The following is a 15,680-nucleotide window of genomic DNA, read 5'->3' as shown; positions in this document are numbered from 1 at the left end:
AGGGGGGGCCACTGGGGGCCGTGCTGGACGGGGTTTCTGTCAGAGTGGTGTCCGGGCCGGATCCATACCGTGAGCCATGTCCCAGCGTCCTTATCTGACCGGTGCGCAGGCGGGGTCCTGCCGTTCCGGACACGCGGCGGTTCGCCATGCCCACTGATTTCGGTGTCCAGCTCGACTGGGTTCCGCACGCGGCGGTGGACACCGCCGTGCCGGCGGATCTGACCGGCCCCCTCCAGATCGGCCCGTGGCAGGTTCACGTCAGCATGGAGGGCGCGCACCGGTGCGTCTGTGCGGCGTCCGGTGTGGTCTCGCTGCTGCACGGCCACCTGTACGGCACGGACGTGACGGCGATCCCCGCCCTGTACCGCCAGCATGGAGCGGCGCTGGGACGCGTTCTGGAAGGGGCGTACACCCTGCTGGTGCTCGACGCACAGCTGGGTACGGTGCGCGTCTTCACGGATCGGGTCGGGTCGCACCGGCTGTATGCCGCCCACGATGGTGACCATGTGGTGCTCGCCACGCGCGCGGACTGGCCGGGATTCCATCCCCGCCCGCTCGATCCGGCCGGCGTGGCGGCCTACCTGGCCACCGGTACCATGTTCGGCGGTCTGACCCTGCACCACGGGGTGCGGGCGCTGCCCCGCGCCACCGTCGCGCTGCTCGGGCGCGACCGGCTGGAGTGCACCGAATACTGGACGTTCGCTCCCGGCCCCCTGACGGGCGGCGTCACCGAGGCGCTGACGCGGGACCTGGCGGCCCTGCTGCGCGAGGCCACCCTGCGGCGCGTGCCCGCGACGGCCGGCCCGCTGCATCTGTCGCTCAGTGGCGGCTACGACTCCCGTGGACTGCTGAGCATGCTGTCTGGGACTGGCCGGGACCTGCATACCTTCTCGTACGCCCTGGGGGCGCCGGGGCGGGGGACGGACTCCAGCGTGGCGGCGCAGCTGGCCCGGCACTATGGAGCGCAGCACACCACGATCAGTGCCTACGGAGGCAACTTGCTCTCCACGGTGCGGCACAATGCGCAGTGGGGGCAGGGGGTGACCCACTTCTGTGACGAGGCCGACGCGTGGGCACTGCTGACGACCCTGGCCCCCACGGACGTGTTCACGGGCGAGCAGCCCTTCGAGCTGTGCACCCACCCCCTGAAGACCGTGCCAGAACAGCTCAAGAACCACCACCTGACCGGCTTCTCACCGCTGGCGTGGCTGCGGGATCACGTCCCTGCCGGCCACTATGCCACCCTGCGTGACGCGTGGCAGGCGGAACTGGACATGATCACGGTACGCACCCTGAACTGGGATCATCCGGCGCAGCGTGATCTGATGCTGATGCTCGACCAGCACCTGCCCCACGTGCTGCTGCCGTGGCGTGAGTGCTACGCGGGACGGGCGGCGCGCGTCCATACCCCGTTCCTGGACTCGCAGGTGCTGGAGTTCCTGGGCCGTGTGCCGCTCCCCGCCCTGGCGGACAAGGCCCTGTTCCGGGCGGCCCTGATGCATCTCGATCCGCAGCTGGTGCGGGTGCCGATCGCCGGCCGCCAGGGCTACGAGCCGGACTGGAACGCACAACTCATCGGGCAGCGGGTGGACGTGGAGCAGAGCGTTGCCCGGCGCCCCAGCCGTGTGGACGAGTTGCTGGATCCCGGCCTGATCCGCACGCTGTTGGGCGGCCTGCGGCACCCCACCCGGCAGGCCGTGCTCAAGGCGGGGCTGCGCACCCATCTGGGCCGACTGCGCCGCACCCCGCTCGGCACCCGCGTGCTGGGCGTCCCGGGCCTGCGGATCGGCCACGTCGACCACGCGACCTTCCTGATGCGTCTGTTGACCCTGCGTGAGGCCGACCAGATCGTGCAGTCGCGTCCCGCCCCGATGCGCCGCGTGGCTGCAGGTGGCCCGGATCGTCCCCCACGCCCCACGTACTCCGCCCCGGCTGGCGACTGAGTCGGCCGAACCGGGTTCAGCCCTCCAGCCTGCCCGTCAGTGACGGAACTCCGGCGCGCTGTCGCGGCCCCGTGCCACGTCGCGCACGCCCCGGCGACCGAAGGCGTGCGCGAGGTCACGCTCGGGCAGGCGCAGCACGGTGGGGCGGCCGTGCGGGCAGGCCCACGGCTGCTCGCACGCGCTCAGGGCGGCCAGCACCAGCTCGGCCCGCGCGTGATCCAGCATGCCGGCCTTGAGGGCGGGCGCGCACGCCAGCCGCGCCAGGACGTCGCGGCGTGGATCGGGCGAGTCGCCCAGCGCGGCCTCCACGATCTGTTCGTGCAGCCGGGGCACCGCCAGCGCGGCCAGGGTGGCGGGCACGGTGCGCAGCCGCGCCAGGCCCGCGCCGAAGTCCTCCAGGGTCAGCCCCCAGGTCTGGAGGTGCGCGGAACGCTCGTGCAGGCGGGCCGTCTGCTCAGGGGTCAGGTGCAGCAGTTCGGGTTCGGGGAGCTCCAGGGGCGGGGCGTCCTCCAGGCCACGGATCAGGCGCTCGTACAGGGCGCGTTCATGGGCCGCGTGCGCGTCGACGACCCACAGGTCGCCCTCGCCGTGGGCCAGCACGTACAGGCCCTGGTACACCCCGACCAGCGTGAGCACCGGGAAGGACGTGCCGCCCGTGTCCCGCACCGGGGCCGGCGGGGCACTCAGGGTCGGGGCCAGCCGCGCCAGGGGATGCGCAGCCAGGGCGGCGGCGACCGCCTCGCGCACGCGGGCGGCCACGGCCCCCAGATCCGCCAGCGCGACCATCTGCTTGGCCGGGTGCACATTCGGGTTGTGATCCTCGGGCGCGACCGTCAGGTCGAGGACACACAGGGGGGCAACCCCGGCCGGCAGCAGTTCGGCGTAGCCCTCGATGACCGCCTTCTCCAGTTCCGGCGGGGCCAGCACGGGCCGGCCGTTCACGCTGAAGTGCATGCGGTCGCGCCGGGCCCGCGTGAGTTCCGGGCGCGACACCACGCCGCGCACGCCCGGCCCGTCGACCGTGAGCACGCGGTTGGCGCTGAGCGGCCCGTACACACTGGCGACCGCGCCCCGGTGGTCGGCCGGTGCGTGGGTCAGGCGGGGCTCGCCGTCCACCGCGACGCGCCAGTGGATGTCCGGATGGTGGAGCACGTAGCGGCCCAGCAGCGCCGTGATCTCGCGCACCTCGGTGGCCGTGGGCAGCTGGGTCCGCCGCCGGGCGGGCAGCGCCTCGAACAGCGCCAAGACCGTCACGGTCGTGCCCGCCGGAGCGGACGTGCGGCCTAGCCGGATGTCCTCGCCGTGGGCGTGCAGCTCGGCCGCCCCCACCTGCGAGGCCGGTCGGGTCACCAGGTGCAGGCGCCCCGCCTGAGCCGCCGCCCACAGCGCCTCGCCCCGGAAGCCCAGGGTCGTGACCCGCTCCACGGCCGCCACATCGGGCGGGAGCTTGCTCGTGGCGTGCCGCACGGCCGCCAGCGCCACCGACGCGGCCGGGATGCCCACGCCGTTGTCGCGCACCCGCACCACGCGCAGGCCGCCGTCCTCGATGTCCAGCTCGATGCGGGTGGCACCGGCATCCAGGGCATTGTCCACGAGTTCGCGCACCACGTCGAGCGGGCGCGACACCACCTCGCCCGCCGCGATCAGGCGGGCCACGTGGGGCGGGAGGACGTGGATCACGGTGGCAGCGTAGCGCACCTGCACGGGGCCGATTGAGGCGTGGATTCCGTCCAGGCCGGCCTGAAGCGTCCGGGCGGTCACCACCCGGCCCGACCGGTCGCGCTTACAGCAGGTTGCAGGGGGAGTGCATGAACCTCTCACTCCCCCTGAACCGAGCGGGGCGAGTGACGGACACGGCAGCGATTGGACGTGGAAGTGAGGGGTATCCGTTCAGCCCCGGCGCGGAATTGAACACCGCTGTCAGTCCTCCAGCGGCGCGACCCAGATGTTGCGGAACTGCACCTCGCTGCCGTGATCCTGCAAGACCACCGGCCCGTCCGAGGCGGCCTCCGGCTCGCCCAGCAGTGTGCTGCCACTCAGGGCCACGTCGTCCTGCACCTTCTCACCGTTCAGGTACACGGTCACGCGGGCGTCGGCGGTCTTCTGGGTGCCCTCCCAGCGGGCGGCCCGGAATTCGATGTCGTAGCTCTGCCACGCGCCGGACGGCAGCGCGGCGTTCACGGCCGGGGCGTGCTGTCCGTACACCGCGCCCAGGTCGTCCTGGCCGGTCGGCGGCTGCCCATAGGAATCGAGAATCTGCACCTCGTAGCGCCCCTGGAGGTACACGCCGCTGTTGCCACGCTCCTGTTCGGGCAGGCCACCACGCGTGACCGGCACCTTGAATTCCAGGTGCAGGTGCATGTCCCCGAAGGTCTCGGCGCTGCGCAGGTCGTTGCTGCTCGCGGCGTCGCCCGGCTTCGCGGTGCTGCGCACCGTCATGCGACCGCCCTGCACGGGCCAGTCGGCCGCGCCGCCGCTGCGCGACTGCCACGCGGCGGCGCTGTCGGCCCCGGACGCCAGCAGCACCGTGGCGCCGGTGGGTGGGGCCAGATACGCCAGCGGGCGCAGGTCGATGTTGCGGTAGGTGACCTCGGCCCCCTCGGCCTGGAGGGCAATGCGGCCTGACCGCAGGGCCGAGCCGTCCGGGGCACGGATGCCGGTCACGCGGCTCGTCACCTGACCGTCCACGACCTGCACCGCCTCGTCGCCCGACACGATCAGTTCCACGTCGTTCCAGCCGCTGGCATTCTCGGGCACGTCGGTGGCCCGCTGCACGCGCTTGTAGCTCTCGGCGGGAAACTGGGTCGTCAGCGCTTCCCCGAACGGGTCATACCTGGGATCGCCGTCGCTGCCGCTGCTCACGGTCGTGGACAGGTTCGTGCCGTTGATGGCCCACAGATCGCCGGTGTTGCCCTCCATGATCTGGAACTCCATCGAACTGGGCCAGATGGTGTCCGGGCCGGTCAGGTGGTACAGGATGCCCGCATCGCGCGGCAGATCCTTGCGGGGCGCGAAGGTCGTCTTGCCCCAGCGGTACTGGAGCCGCAGGCGGTAGTCGGTGTACGGCGCGGTGGTCGCCACGTAGCCGAAGTCCCGCTCCGCCCCGGTGTCCTCGACCTGCAGGACACGCAGCTCGCCGTCCTGAACCCGGAAGATGCCGGCCGGGTCGCGGCCGGCGCCGGTCGAAGGCAGCCACGTCATCCATCCGCCCAGATCCCTGCCGTTGAACAGGGGGGCCCACGCCGTCTGGGGCTGCAGGGGCGCGGCGGGCGCTGGGGTCGGGGCCGGCGTGGCCGGTGCGGCGCAGGAGGCCAGGACACTGCCCAGCAGCATCGTCAGGACACCACGGGCCGGGCGGGTGTGGTGACGGTCTCGGGCATGGGCTGGGGCTCGGGGGGCAGTGAACATCGGTCTCCTCCACAGCGAACCCCGGTGATCTCCGTGGCCGGCTACCTCACTGTCGTGTGTGGGTGCCATAGGCAAGTGAGCCGACCCACAACTGGCTCCGGCGCTTCTCCTCACGCCCTCCTCAAGGCGGAGTGCAGGGCGTGCGGCTCCAGTCGGTGCACCCGGTGCGTCGCCCGGCACCGTCCGGCACGCTGCCGGCCGGGATCGCTGCTCCTGCGGCCGCGCCGGAGACGGGCACGGGCGGCCGCGGGTGGCCGTCCGGTTGCCGCTCATGGAGGTGCATACCGGGCGTTGCAGATCGCCTCATGTGCCGCGATCAGGGAAGGATCTTGCCGGGGTTGAGCAGGCCACGCGGGTCGAGCAGGGCCTTCACGCCGCGCATGACGTGCAGCGAGTCCCCATGCTCGCGGGCCAGATGGGTGCGCTTGTGCAGCCCCACCCCGTGTTCGCCGGAACACGTGCCCCCGGCGTCCAGCGCCAGTGAGATCATGTGATCGTACACGTCGTTCACCGTGGCCCATGTTGCGGCGTCGTCCGGGGCCGCGTGGAACAGCACATGGAAGTTTCCGTCGCCCACGTGTCCCAGGAAGGTCGCGTCGAGGCCGGCGGCGTCGCAGCGTTCACGGCTGGCGGCGAGCACGTCGGGCAGGCGGTGCAGCGGCACGCACACGTCGGTGCTCAGCCGGGCGTGAGTGGGGTGCAGCGCCTTCATCGCCGGATACGCATGGTGCCGTGCGGCCCACAGTGCGGCCCGCTCTGCCGCGCTGCGGGCGGTGTCCACGTGCAGTGCCCCGGCGTCCCGGCACAGGTCGGTGCACGCGGCCACCGCGTCGTCCAGGGCGCCTCCGCTGGCTGCCGCGAGTTCGATCCACAGGGTCGGCACCTCCGGGTAGGCCGTGCCCTCGTAGGCGTTCACGGCGCGGATCCCGTGCTCGTCGATGAGTTCCAGCCGCTCGGGCTGCAGCGCGGCGCTCATGATGGCCACGGCGCAGGCCGCGGCGGCCTGCACGGTGGCGAAGGTGCCGCGCACCACCGTCACGTGGGCGGGCAGGGGCCACAGGCGCACCGTGAGCTCCGTGATCACCCCCAGCGTGCCCTCGGCACCGATGAAGAGGTGTTTCAGGTCGTAGCCGGCGCTGGTCTTGCGGGCGCGGCTGCCCGCGCGGATCACGGTGCCGTCCATCAGGGCCACGCGCAGTTCCAGGACATTGTCGCGGGTGGTGCCGTACCGTACCGCCGCCGTGCCGCTGGCGTTCGTGGAGGCCATGCCGCCCAGGCTGGCCTCGGCGCCGGGATCGACCGGGAAGAACAGGCCGTGGGAGCGGGTCTGCCGGTTCAGTTCGGGATAGGTCACGCCGGGTTGTACGGTCGCCTGGAACCCGCCGGGCTCGATGGACAGCACCCGGTTCATACCGCTCACGTCGAGGGACAGGCCGCCGTGAACCGGGATCACCTGCCCTTCCAGACTGCTGCCCACCGCGAAGGGCGTGACCGGGAAGCCGTGGGTGACGGCGAGCCGCAGGGCATCCACCACATCCGCCTCGCTGTGGGCGAACAGCACGGCGTGGGGCGGGTGGATCGTCGGGTGGCTCTCGTCGCGCCCGTGGGCCTCCAGCACGGGGGCGGCGGTACTGAGCTGCTCGCCGTAACGGGCACGCAGGGCGTCCAGGGCGTCGGTGTTCACGGGGCACTCCTCCGGGCCGGGTCGGCCCACGTCCTTCATCCTGCCGGGTCTCCATCCTGGCAGGTGCAGCCCGGCGGCGGCCCGACCACCGGCGGCCGGGCCTTCATCAAATGGCCGCACGGCCCGCCCGGTGGCGGCCCATGCCAGACTGAACCTACCCATGGCTCTGCCCTACCTGAACCTCCGCGAGATGGAAGAGGCCGCCGCCGCCGTCCTGTCGCCTGCCGCCCTGGCGTATTACGTGGGCGGAGCGAACGACGAGGTGACCGTCCGTGCCAACCGGGACGGCTACGCCGCGCTGAAATTGCGGCCCCGCATGCTGGTCGACGTGTCGCAGGTTGACGTGTCCACGACGGTGCTGGGCATGCCGCTGGCCTTCCCGGTCGGCATCGCGCCGTGTGCCCTGCATGGTCTGGCCCACCCGGACGCCGAGGTCGCCACGGCCCGCGCCGCTGCCGGCCTGGGCAGCGTCATGACCCTGAGTACCCTGAGCCACCGATCCCTGGAGGACGTGGCGCTCGCCGCTCCGGGGCAGTGGTGGTTCCAGCTGTACGTGTACCGCGACCGCGAGGTGAGCCGCGCCCTGATCCAGCGGGCGACCGCCGCCGGAGCGCGGGCACTGGTGCTCACGGTGGACGCCCCGCAGCTGGGCCGGCGGGAGGCGATCATCCGCACGCCTGTCCATGTCGAGCCGGGCACGGTGTTGCCCAACGTCGGCCCGCGCCGGCCCGGCAGCGAGCATCTGGACGACCTGAGCTATTTCAACTCGCTGCTCGATCCGGGGCTGTCGTGGGCCGATCTGGCGTGGCTGCGGGCCCAGACCGACCTGCCGATCGTCCTCAAGGGCCTGCTGACGGCCGAGGATGCCGACCTTGCGGTGCAGCACGGCTGCCACGTGTGGGTCAGCAACCACGGCGGGCGGCAGCTCGACACCGCCGTGACCGCCCTGGACGCCCTGCCGGAGATCGTGACCGCTGTGGCCGGCCGCGCCGAGATCTACCTCGACGGCGGCGTGATGCGCGGCACCGACGTCCTCAAGGCCGTGGCGCTGGGGGCGAGCGCCGTCTTCGTGGCCCGCCCCGCGCTGTACGGTCTGGCGCTGGCCGGCGAGGCGGGCGTCCGGCACATGCTGGAACTGCTGCGCGACGAACTGCGGCTCGCCGTGGCGCTGTGTGGCAAGGCCCGGATCGGCGACCTGGGGCCCGACCTGATCTTCCGGGGCTGAGCCGCTGCCCGTCAGGGCACGTTCAGGTCGGGGTGGGCGCGGTGTCGGCGCTCCCACTCATCTCGCGCTGCCAGCGGTGCAGGAGTTCCAGGGCCTGCAGGGGGGTCAGGCGCGACACGTCCAGCGTGGCGAGTTCGCGCACGAGCGTCCGGTCGTCGCCGCCCGCATTCAGGGCGGTCAGCAGCCGCGCCGCGCGGGCCGTGACGTTGCCCGGCAGCCCGGCCAGCCGCGCGACCTCCACGCCGTAGCTGTGCCGCGCCGCGCCCGGCACGACCTGATGGTAGAAAGTCAGGCCGCCGCTGCCGCCCTCGCGCGCCTCCTCCTCGGCGGCCACGTGCAGGTTCACGAGACCCGGCAGCTCAGCCTCCAGCCGGGTCAGTTCGAAGTAGTGGGTGGCGAACAGGGTGTGTGCGCCGGTCGCGTGCAGGTGCTCCAGCGCGGCCTGCGCGATCGCCAGGCCGTCCAGGGTGCTGGTGCCGCGCCCGACCTCGTCCAGAATGATCAGGCTGCGGGCGGTCGCGCCGTGCAGGATCGCGGCCAGCTCGCTCATCTCGACCATGAAGGTCGAGCGGCCCCCGGCCAGGTCGTCCGACGCGCCGATCCGGGTGTGGATCGCGTCGTACACCGGCATCTGGGCGTGGTCGGCGGGCACGAAGGAGCCGATCTGGTGCAGCAGCGCACAGATCGCCACGGTGCGCAGGTAGGTGCTCTTGCCCGCCATGTTCGGCCCGGTCAGCAGCAGCAGGAAGCGGCCGGCGTCCAGCGCGGCGTCGTTGGGCACGAACTTCCCGCCGGTCGCCCGCTCCACGACCGGATGCCGCGCCTGCGTCAGTGCGATCTCGGCGTCCGGCACGGTCTGGGGGCGCACCCACGAGCAGTCCACCGCCAGCTCGGCCAGTGCCGACAGCACGTCCAGCTCGGCCAGCGCTCCCGCCGCCTCCGAGAGCGCCTCAGCATGGGCAGCCAGCGAGTCGCGCAGCTCGGTGAAGACCTGGGTCTCCAGCCGGGACGCCGCCGCGTCCAGCCGGGCGATCTCGCGCTCGCGCTCGCGCAGGTCGGGCCGGGTGAAGCGGGCACGGTCTTTCAGGGTCGCCACCTGCCGGTAGTCGGGCGGCACCTTGCCCAGGTGTGATCCTGTGACCTCCAGGTAGTAGCCGAACACGCTGTTGTAGCCGACCTTCAGCGACCCGATGCCGGTGCGCGTGCGCTCGGTGGCCTCCAGCTCGGCCAGCCACGCCCGGTGCGACAGCGAGCCGCTGCGAACCTCGTCCAGCTCGGCGTGGAAGCCGTCGCGGATCAGGCCGCCGTCGCCCAGGCGCAGGGGCGGGTCGTCGACCAGCGCCGCCCGGATGCGTGTGACCACGTCCGGCAGGGCCGACAGCCGCGCCCGGACGCCGCCCAGCAGCCCGACCTGCTCGCCCAGCAGCCGGGTCGCCTCGGGCAGCAGTTCCAGGGTGCGCGCCAGGGCCGCCACCTCGCGCGGGGTGGCCCGGCGGGTCGCCACCCGCGCCGCCAGCCGCTCCAGATCATGGGCGCGGTACAGCAGCGACCGCACGCCGCCGCGCAGATCGGCCGCCCGCGTGAGCGCCTCCACGGCGTCCAGCCGGGCACGGATGCTCAGCTCGTCCAGCAGCGGGGCCCGCAACCACGCGCGCAGCCGCCGCCGCCCGCCCGCCGTGCGGGTCTGGCACAGGATGTCCATGAGGGTCACGCCCTGGGGCGACTGCGGCGTGAAGACCTCCAGCGCCCGCAGGGACGACTCGGCCAGCCGCATGTGCGCGCCGGGCTCGAAGCGCACCACCCGGCGCACCATGCCCAGCTGCCCCTGGAGCGTCAGCCGCGCGTAGCCCAGCACCGCGCCGCAGGCCCGCAGCAGGGCCGGGGTGGACAGGGTGCCCGGCACCTCGCCCAGCGCCGTGTCCAGTTCGCTCCGGCAGCCGGCCTCGCCGAAATTGGCGGGCGACAGCATGACCGGAAAGCGGGCCTGGAAGTCGGCCAGCAGCGCGGCGTTGCCCGCCAGTTCGGGGGCCAGCAGCACCTCGCGTGCCCGCCAGCGCGACAGCTCGTCGTACAGCGCCAGCCGCGTGTGGAAGGCCGCGCAGCGGAACTCGCCGGTCGAGACGTCCAGCAGCGCCAGCGCGTAGCCGTCACCGGTCGCCACCGCCGCGAGGTAGTTTTCGTCCACGCCGAGGTGCCGCTCCTCGGTCACGGTGCCGGGCGTCAGGAGCTGCGTGACCTTGCGGTCGACCAGTCCCGTGCCGGGTTCCTCGACCTGATCCGCGACCGCCACACACACGCCCGCCGCGAGCAGCTTCTCCACGTTGCCGTCGAGTGCCCGCAGCGGAATCCCGGCCATGGGCGTGGAGAAATCCTTGCTCGACTTGTGCGTCAGGGCGATGCCCAGCAGCCGGGCGGCGCGCTCGGCGTCCTCACCGAAGGTCTCGTAGAAGTCGCCCACCTGGAACAGCAGCAGCGCGTGCGGGAGCTGCGCGGCCACCTCGTCGCGCATGGTTACGTACTGCTCCAGCATGGGCGGCAGCGCACCCTGTCCGGTGCCCTTGAGGACGCTCTGCGCTGGCTGGGCACGCATAGGGAAAGAGGATAGCGCGGCCCCGCAAAGGAGCGCAGGGAGAGGGGGAACGATTGGGCGGTCACGGCGCGGTCACTGCCTGCGGCGCATCCTCGATCAACCCGATCCGGAAGGGGACGGGCCAGGGAGACATCACATGACCATGAGCATCACTGGAACCGCTGGCGTCGCTCTCACCCACTCGCGCAAGATCTGGTCACCGGTCACGGATCAGCGGCGAATCGAGATCGCTCTCGCCGATGGCCGTCACCTCGTCGTGCCAGTGTCGAGTGAGATCGAGTTCCTGGCGCTGAGCCTGCTGCTGAACGAGCCCAACGTCGTGATGCTTCCGGACGGGGCTCTCGTGGGCTGGCGCTGACCGTCCTCAATCACCTGACTTGAACCGCATCCCCACTCATCCCCTGATCCGCGCCGTCCTTCTACCCTCGGGGCATGGCGTACGATCCCCGCATGGCCTATGACCGAGACCGCCTCCTGACCGACGGTGACGTGCAGGCCCGCAAGGCCCCCGGCTGGTGGGGCGACGACGGCCGGCTGTGGCGCGAATTCGCGTTCGACACGTACCAGGCGGGGGTGGACTTCGCCGTCCGGGTCGCCGCGCACGCCGAGGAGGGGGATCACCACCCGGACATCCTGATCGGATACCGGAAGGTGAAGGTCACGTATTTCACGCACGACGCGGGCGGCATCACGGATCTGGACATCGCGGGTTCACAGGCCGTGAATGCGCTGTACGGGGCGTGAGCGAGCTTCCCGAGGCCCACGCCGACTGGGACGCACTGATCCCGGCACGCCGTTTTGAGGTGTTCCTGACGGTGGGCCCTGAGGATCTGGACGAACTGGAGCACGTGAACAACGTCGTGTACCTGACGTGGTGCGAGCGCGTGGCCCGAGCGCATGCCGCCAGCCTGGGCATGGACACGCCCGCCCTGGCCGCGCTGGGGGCCGTGCCCGTCGCGCGGCAGCACCGCATCACGTACCACGTGCCGGCCGTCCTGGGCGACCACGTGCGCGTCCGCACCCTCCTGACCGAGAGTGCCGGCCTGCGCTCGGTGCGGGTCTACACGATCGACCGCGTGAACGACGGTGACCCGCCCCAGGGGGTGCGGCTGGCCGAGTGCCGCACCGACTGGGTGTGGGTCGATCCGGTCAGTGGCCGCCCGAAACGCACGCCGGCCGAGGTCATGGAGCGCTTCGGGTTCGGCGTGCGGTAGAAGCTATCCGCCGTCGTCCGTGCCCGGAGCCTCGGCCACCACGTCCGATCCCGGCTCGATCACAGTCAGGGATCTCAGGGTCTCGCCCTGGTGCCAGCCGTACTCGGGGTGCTTCAGGCCCAGCGCGGCGGCGATCGCCTCGGCAGCGCTGCGTTCGGGCTCGCCGTCCAGGCAGAACAGCAGGAAGCGCCGCCCACCGGGCGCGATGCGGATGAACAGGTCGGGGCCGATCTCCAGCTGCTGGGTGCGGTTCAGGCGGGCGGCGCGGCCCTGCGCGTAGGTGATCGCCTCGCGGATCTTGACGGTGACGGTAGGGTTACTCACGGCGGGCTCCTGTGGTCTCGGCCCTCAGGCCGCGCAGCAGCATGTCGGCGAAGGTGTCGGCCACGTCGCGGGGGGTGAGGGGCCCGCCGGGCCGATACCACGTGTACGCCCAGTTCACGGCCGACAGCACCAGATAGGCTGCCGACTTCGGGTCGAGATCGGGGCGGAACGCGCCCGCATGGACGCCCTCCGTGATCAGTTCGCGGTAGAACGCATCGATGGAATCGCGCCAGCTGGTCACGCGGGCGTAGGCGGCGGGCGACAGGTGCTTCCACTCGTGGAAGAACACGGTGGCGCTGTCCATGTTGTCGGCCACGACCTGGATGTGGCGGCGCATGGCCTCGCGCAGCTTGTCCTCGGGCGGCAGGGGGACGTCCCGCAGGGTGAACAGCGCGGCGTCGAACTGCCGGGACGCGCGGTTCACGATCTCGACGAGCAGTTCCTCCTTGCCGCTGATATGCGCGTACAGGCTGCCGCCCTGCATCCCCAGCTCGCTGGCGAGGTCGCGCATGGACGTGGCGTGGTAGCCGCGTTCCGAGAACAGCCGGCTGGCGGAATCGAGGATCTGTTCTCGGCGGGATTTGACGGGATCGGTCATGGGAGCGGTCGCGCCCGGAGCGCGGTGATCCGAGGGTAGCACGCGCCCAAACGCCCGTTTGGCCTGACCGGACGACGCGTCTGGACGGCCTGTGGCGCGGTGGTAGAACTGGACACATGACCCGCACGCCCCTCGCTCCTCAGGACGCTGCCCCCCTGGACGCGCCGACCGGTATCCGCCGCGCCGTGCGTGACGTGCCTGCCTATCCCTTCACGCCCACCGACGCGGCCATCAAACTCGATCAGAACGAGAACCCCTACGACTTCCCCGAGCGCCTCAAGGCCCTGGCCGTGGCCCGCCTGATGGAACGCCCGTGGAACCGGTATCCCGACCTGCATGCCGATGAGCTGCGCCGCCGCATCGCTGCCCTGGAGGACTGGGACGAGCACGGGGTGGTGGTCACGCCCGGCAGCAACGTGCTGATCAAGCTGCTCACCGAACTCGCCGGGATCGGGCAGACGGTGCTGACTGTGAATCCCACCTTCAGCGTGTACACCCTGGAGGCCCAGCTGCTCGGCGCGAATCTGGTGCAGGTCGCCCTGAACGACGACTTCTCGCTGCCGGTGGCGGGCCTGCTGAGGGAACTGCGCACCCGGCCGCCCGGCGTGCTGTACATCACGCAGCCGCACGCGCCGACCGGTCATCTGGACGCCCAGGCTGACGTGCAGACGCTGCTGGAGGCCGCCCACGGCTGGGTCGTGGTGATCGACGAGGCGTACCACCAGTACAGCCACAGCGATTTCCGGTCACTGGTGCAGGCGCACCCGAACGCCCTGAGCCTGCGCACCTTCAGCAAGGCCTGGAGCCTCGCGGGCGTGCGGGCCGGCTACGCGCTGGCTGCGCCGGAACTGGCCGCGAACATCCAGAAGCTGGTCTCGGCCTTCACCATGAACGCCCTGACCCAGGCGGTGCTGGAGGTGGCCCTGGAGCACCCCACGTATGTCCACGAGCGCGTGACCGAGGCCGTGGCCGAGCGGGGCCGGATGCTGGACGCGCTGCGCGATCACCCGACCTGCATGGCCCTGCCCAGTCAGGCGAATTTCTTCCTGCTGCGCACCCCGGACGCCGACGCCGCGTACCGGCACTTCCTGAGTCGCGGGATCGTGGTGCGCCGCCAGGATCGCCTGCACCTGCTGGCCGGCTGCCTGCGCGTGGCGGTGGGTACTCCCGCCGAGAACGACGCCTTCCTGGCCGCTGCCGCCGACCTGCGCTGAGTGGCCGACCCCTTCTTGCCGCCCGCCGGCTATGGCCCCCGCTCGACGCTGGTGCGGGGGTGCACGGCCTGCGGTGCGTGCTGCGCGGCCCCGGACATCGCGGCGCTGGACAAGCCGCTGGGCGTGCCGTGCGTGCATCTGGGAGCCGGGTGCCTGTGCGCCATCTACGCCACCCGGCCGCAGGTCTGCCGCAACTATGCCCCGGACTGGGTCTGCGGCGAGGTCGCGCCGCTGCAGACGCTGGAGGCCCGTGTCCGCCGCTTTCTGGAGATTTACGGCCTACAGGATGAGCTGCCCCAGTAGCGCACAGCCCAGTACGACGGCCCACGCCGGCACCCGCCCCGCTGTGAGGGCCGCATATCCCAGCAGGGCCAGCGCCAGATCACGCGGCCCCCGGATACCCCCGGTAAAGACCGGCGAATACAGCGCCGCCAGCAGCAGCCCGACCACGCCAGCGTTCACGCCGGCCAGGGCCGACCGGGCCGCCGGCCGGGCCGACAGCGCCGACCACAACGGCAGCGCCCCGGCCATCAGCAGCAGGCCCGGCAGGAACACGCCGACGGTCGCCAGGACGGCCCCCAGGGCAGGGGAGACGGCCCCCTGCGCCGCGCCCAGGTAGGTGGCGAAGGTGAACAGCGGCCCCGGCACCGCGTTGGCGGCCCCGTAGCCCGCGATGAAGGTCTCGTGGCCCAGGAACTGGGGGACGAATCCGGTCTCCAGCAGCGGCAGCACGACATGCCCGCCGCCGAACACCAGGGCACCGGCGCGGTACGTGCCGTCCAGCAGCGCCCAGGCGGGCGACATCGGAGCCAGGAGCGGCAGGATCACCAGTCCCGCCCCGCAGGTCAGGAGCAGCAGCACGCCCGTCTGGCGCGACACCGGCACCGGCGGCAGGTGCCCTTCCTGAACCTTTCCCGCCGGGAGGACGCGCCACCCGATCACGGCACACGCCAGCAGCACCGCGATCTGCCACCCGGCCCCCGGCAGCGTCACCAGCAACGCGGCCACGCCCAGCGCCAGCGCGACCCGCACGCGATCCGTGACCAACGTGCTCCACATTCCCGCCACCGCCTGCGCGACCACGGCCACCGCCGCGACCTTCAGGCCAGCGAGCCACCCGGCTCCGGTTACGTCTCCCACACGCGTCACGCCCAGCGCGAACGCGGTCATCAGCAGTGCGCTGGGCAGCGTGAAGCCCAGCCACGCGGCCAGTGCCCCCGGCCACCCGGCCCGCAGCAGGCCCACCGCGAAGCCAGTCTGCGAACTCGCCGGGCCGGGCAGGAACTGCGCCAGCGCGACCACATCGGCGTAGCCCTGCTCGGTCAGCCACGCGCGGCGCTGTACAACTTCCGCCCGGAAGTACCCCAGGTGCGCGACCGGCCCGCCGAAACTGGTCAGGCCCAGCCGCAGGAACACCAGAAAGACCTCAAGCACGCGCATGGGGAACAGGGTATAAGGCTCGCACGTCACGCCCCGGTCA

The 15,680-nt window shown here is 72.0% G+C and carries 14 protein-coding genes; 7 read left to right on the top strand and 7 right to left on the bottom strand.

Annotated features, from left to right (window positions below; translation table 11 throughout):
- Window positions 1-146: 146 nt before the first annotated feature.
- Window positions 147-1,943, top strand: coding sequence for an asparagine synthase-related protein (locus tag U2P90_RS14305; protein ID WP_322472667.1), 1,797 nt, complete (start codon window positions 147-149; stop codon window positions 1,941-1,943).
- 36 nt (window positions 1,944-1,979) lie between these two features.
- Here U2P90_RS14305 and mutL read toward each other — a convergent pair whose 3' ends face one another.
- The 3 genes from mutL to U2P90_RS14290 all read right to left on the bottom strand — a co-directional run bounded on the left by mutL (window position 1,980) and on the right by U2P90_RS14290 (window position 7,035).
- Window positions 1,980-3,623: a DNA mismatch repair endonuclease MutL gene (gene mutL, locus U2P90_RS14300; protein ID WP_322472666.1), complete on the bottom strand. Its 1,644-nt coding sequence runs from the start codon at window positions 3,621-3,623 to the stop codon at window positions 1,980-1,982.
- Window positions 3,624-3,863: 240 nt separating this feature from the next.
- Entirely contained in the window at window positions 3,864-5,351 is a 1,488-nt protein-coding gene (locus U2P90_RS14295) for a 3-keto-disaccharide hydrolase (protein WP_322472665.1), read from the bottom strand.
- A gap of 316 nt (window positions 5,352-5,667) precedes the next feature.
- Complete coding sequence (locus tag U2P90_RS14290) at window positions 5,668-7,035, bottom strand: FAD-binding oxidoreductase (RefSeq protein WP_322472664.1); 1,368 nt, start codon at window positions 7,033-7,035, stop codon at window positions 5,668-5,670.
- Window positions 7,036-7,195: 160 nt separating this feature from the next.
- Between U2P90_RS14290 and U2P90_RS14285 the strand changes: the two genes are divergently transcribed.
- On the top strand, window positions 7,196-8,260 hold the full coding sequence (locus tag U2P90_RS14285) for an alpha-hydroxy acid oxidase (protein WP_322472663.1): 1,065 nt from the start codon (window positions 7,196-7,198) through the stop codon (window positions 8,258-8,260).
- 22 nt (window positions 8,261-8,282) lie between these two features.
- Here the strand turns inward: U2P90_RS14285 and mutS are convergent, their stop codons facing one another.
- Window positions 8,283-10,850, bottom strand: coding sequence for a DNA mismatch repair protein MutS (gene mutS, locus U2P90_RS14280; protein WP_322472662.1), 2,568 nt, complete (start codon window positions 10,848-10,850; stop codon window positions 8,283-8,285).
- Window positions 10,851-10,986: 136 nt separating this feature from the next.
- Here mutS and U2P90_RS14275 point away from each other — a divergent pair, with 136 nt between their 5' ends.
- The 3 genes from U2P90_RS14275 (at window position 10,987) to U2P90_RS14265 (ending at window position 12,064) form a co-directional block, all read left to right on the top strand.
- Window positions 10,987-11,208, top strand: coding sequence for a hypothetical protein (locus U2P90_RS14275; protein ID WP_322472661.1), 222 nt, complete (start codon window positions 10,987-10,989; stop codon window positions 11,206-11,208).
- Window positions 11,209-11,282: 74 nt separating this feature from the next.
- Window positions 11,283-11,594 (top strand): 4a-hydroxytetrahydrobiopterin dehydratase, encoded by a 312-nt coding sequence (locus tag U2P90_RS14270; protein ID WP_322472660.1) that lies wholly within the window; start codon window positions 11,283-11,285, stop codon window positions 11,592-11,594.
- Window positions 11,591-12,064, top strand: coding sequence for an acyl-CoA thioesterase (locus tag U2P90_RS14265; protein WP_322472659.1), 474 nt, complete (start codon window positions 11,591-11,593; stop codon window positions 12,062-12,064). Before U2P90_RS14270 ends, U2P90_RS14265 begins: the two co-directional genes overlap by 4 nt.
- 3 nt (window positions 12,065-12,067) lie before the next feature.
- Here U2P90_RS14265 and U2P90_RS14260 read toward each other — a convergent pair whose 3' ends face one another.
- Together U2P90_RS14260 and U2P90_RS14255 are read right to left on the bottom strand one after the other, a co-directional pair.
- Window positions 12,068-12,388 (bottom strand): hypothetical protein, encoded by a 321-nt coding sequence (locus tag U2P90_RS14260; RefSeq protein ID WP_295814854.1) that lies wholly within the window; start codon window positions 12,386-12,388, stop codon window positions 12,068-12,070.
- On the bottom strand, window positions 12,381-12,986 hold the full coding sequence (locus U2P90_RS14255) for a TetR/AcrR family transcriptional regulator (protein WP_295814856.1): 606 nt from the start codon (window positions 12,984-12,986) through the stop codon (window positions 12,381-12,383). The genes U2P90_RS14260 and U2P90_RS14255 overlap by 8 nt, the downstream gene beginning before the upstream one ends.
- 116 nt (window positions 12,987-13,102) lie before the next feature.
- On the opposite strand from U2P90_RS14255, the gene U2P90_RS14250 reads away from it, so the two are divergent.
- On the top strand, window positions 13,103-14,200 hold the full coding sequence (locus tag U2P90_RS14250; protein WP_322472658.1) for a pyridoxal phosphate-dependent aminotransferase: 1,098 nt from the start codon (window positions 13,103-13,105) through the stop codon (window positions 14,198-14,200).
- Window positions 14,201-14,503, top strand: coding sequence for a YkgJ family cysteine cluster protein (locus tag U2P90_RS14245; protein ID WP_322472657.1), 303 nt, complete (start codon window positions 14,201-14,203; stop codon window positions 14,501-14,503).
- Here the strand turns inward: U2P90_RS14245 and chrA are convergent.
- Complete coding sequence (gene chrA / locus U2P90_RS14240) at window positions 14,480-15,640, bottom strand: chromate efflux transporter (RefSeq protein ID WP_322472656.1); 1,161 nt, start codon at window positions 15,638-15,640, stop codon at window positions 14,480-14,482. The two genes, U2P90_RS14245 and chrA, sit on opposite strands and share 24 nt — an antisense overlap.
- Between the last annotated feature and the right edge of the window lie 40 nt (window positions 15,641-15,680).

Source organism: Deinococcus sp. AB2017081, assembly GCF_034440735.1.
Classification (GTDB): Bacteria; Deinococcota; Deinococci; order Deinococcales; family Deinococcaceae; genus Deinococcus; species Deinococcus rufus.
This window is presented reverse-complemented; position numbering and strand designations above follow the sequence as displayed.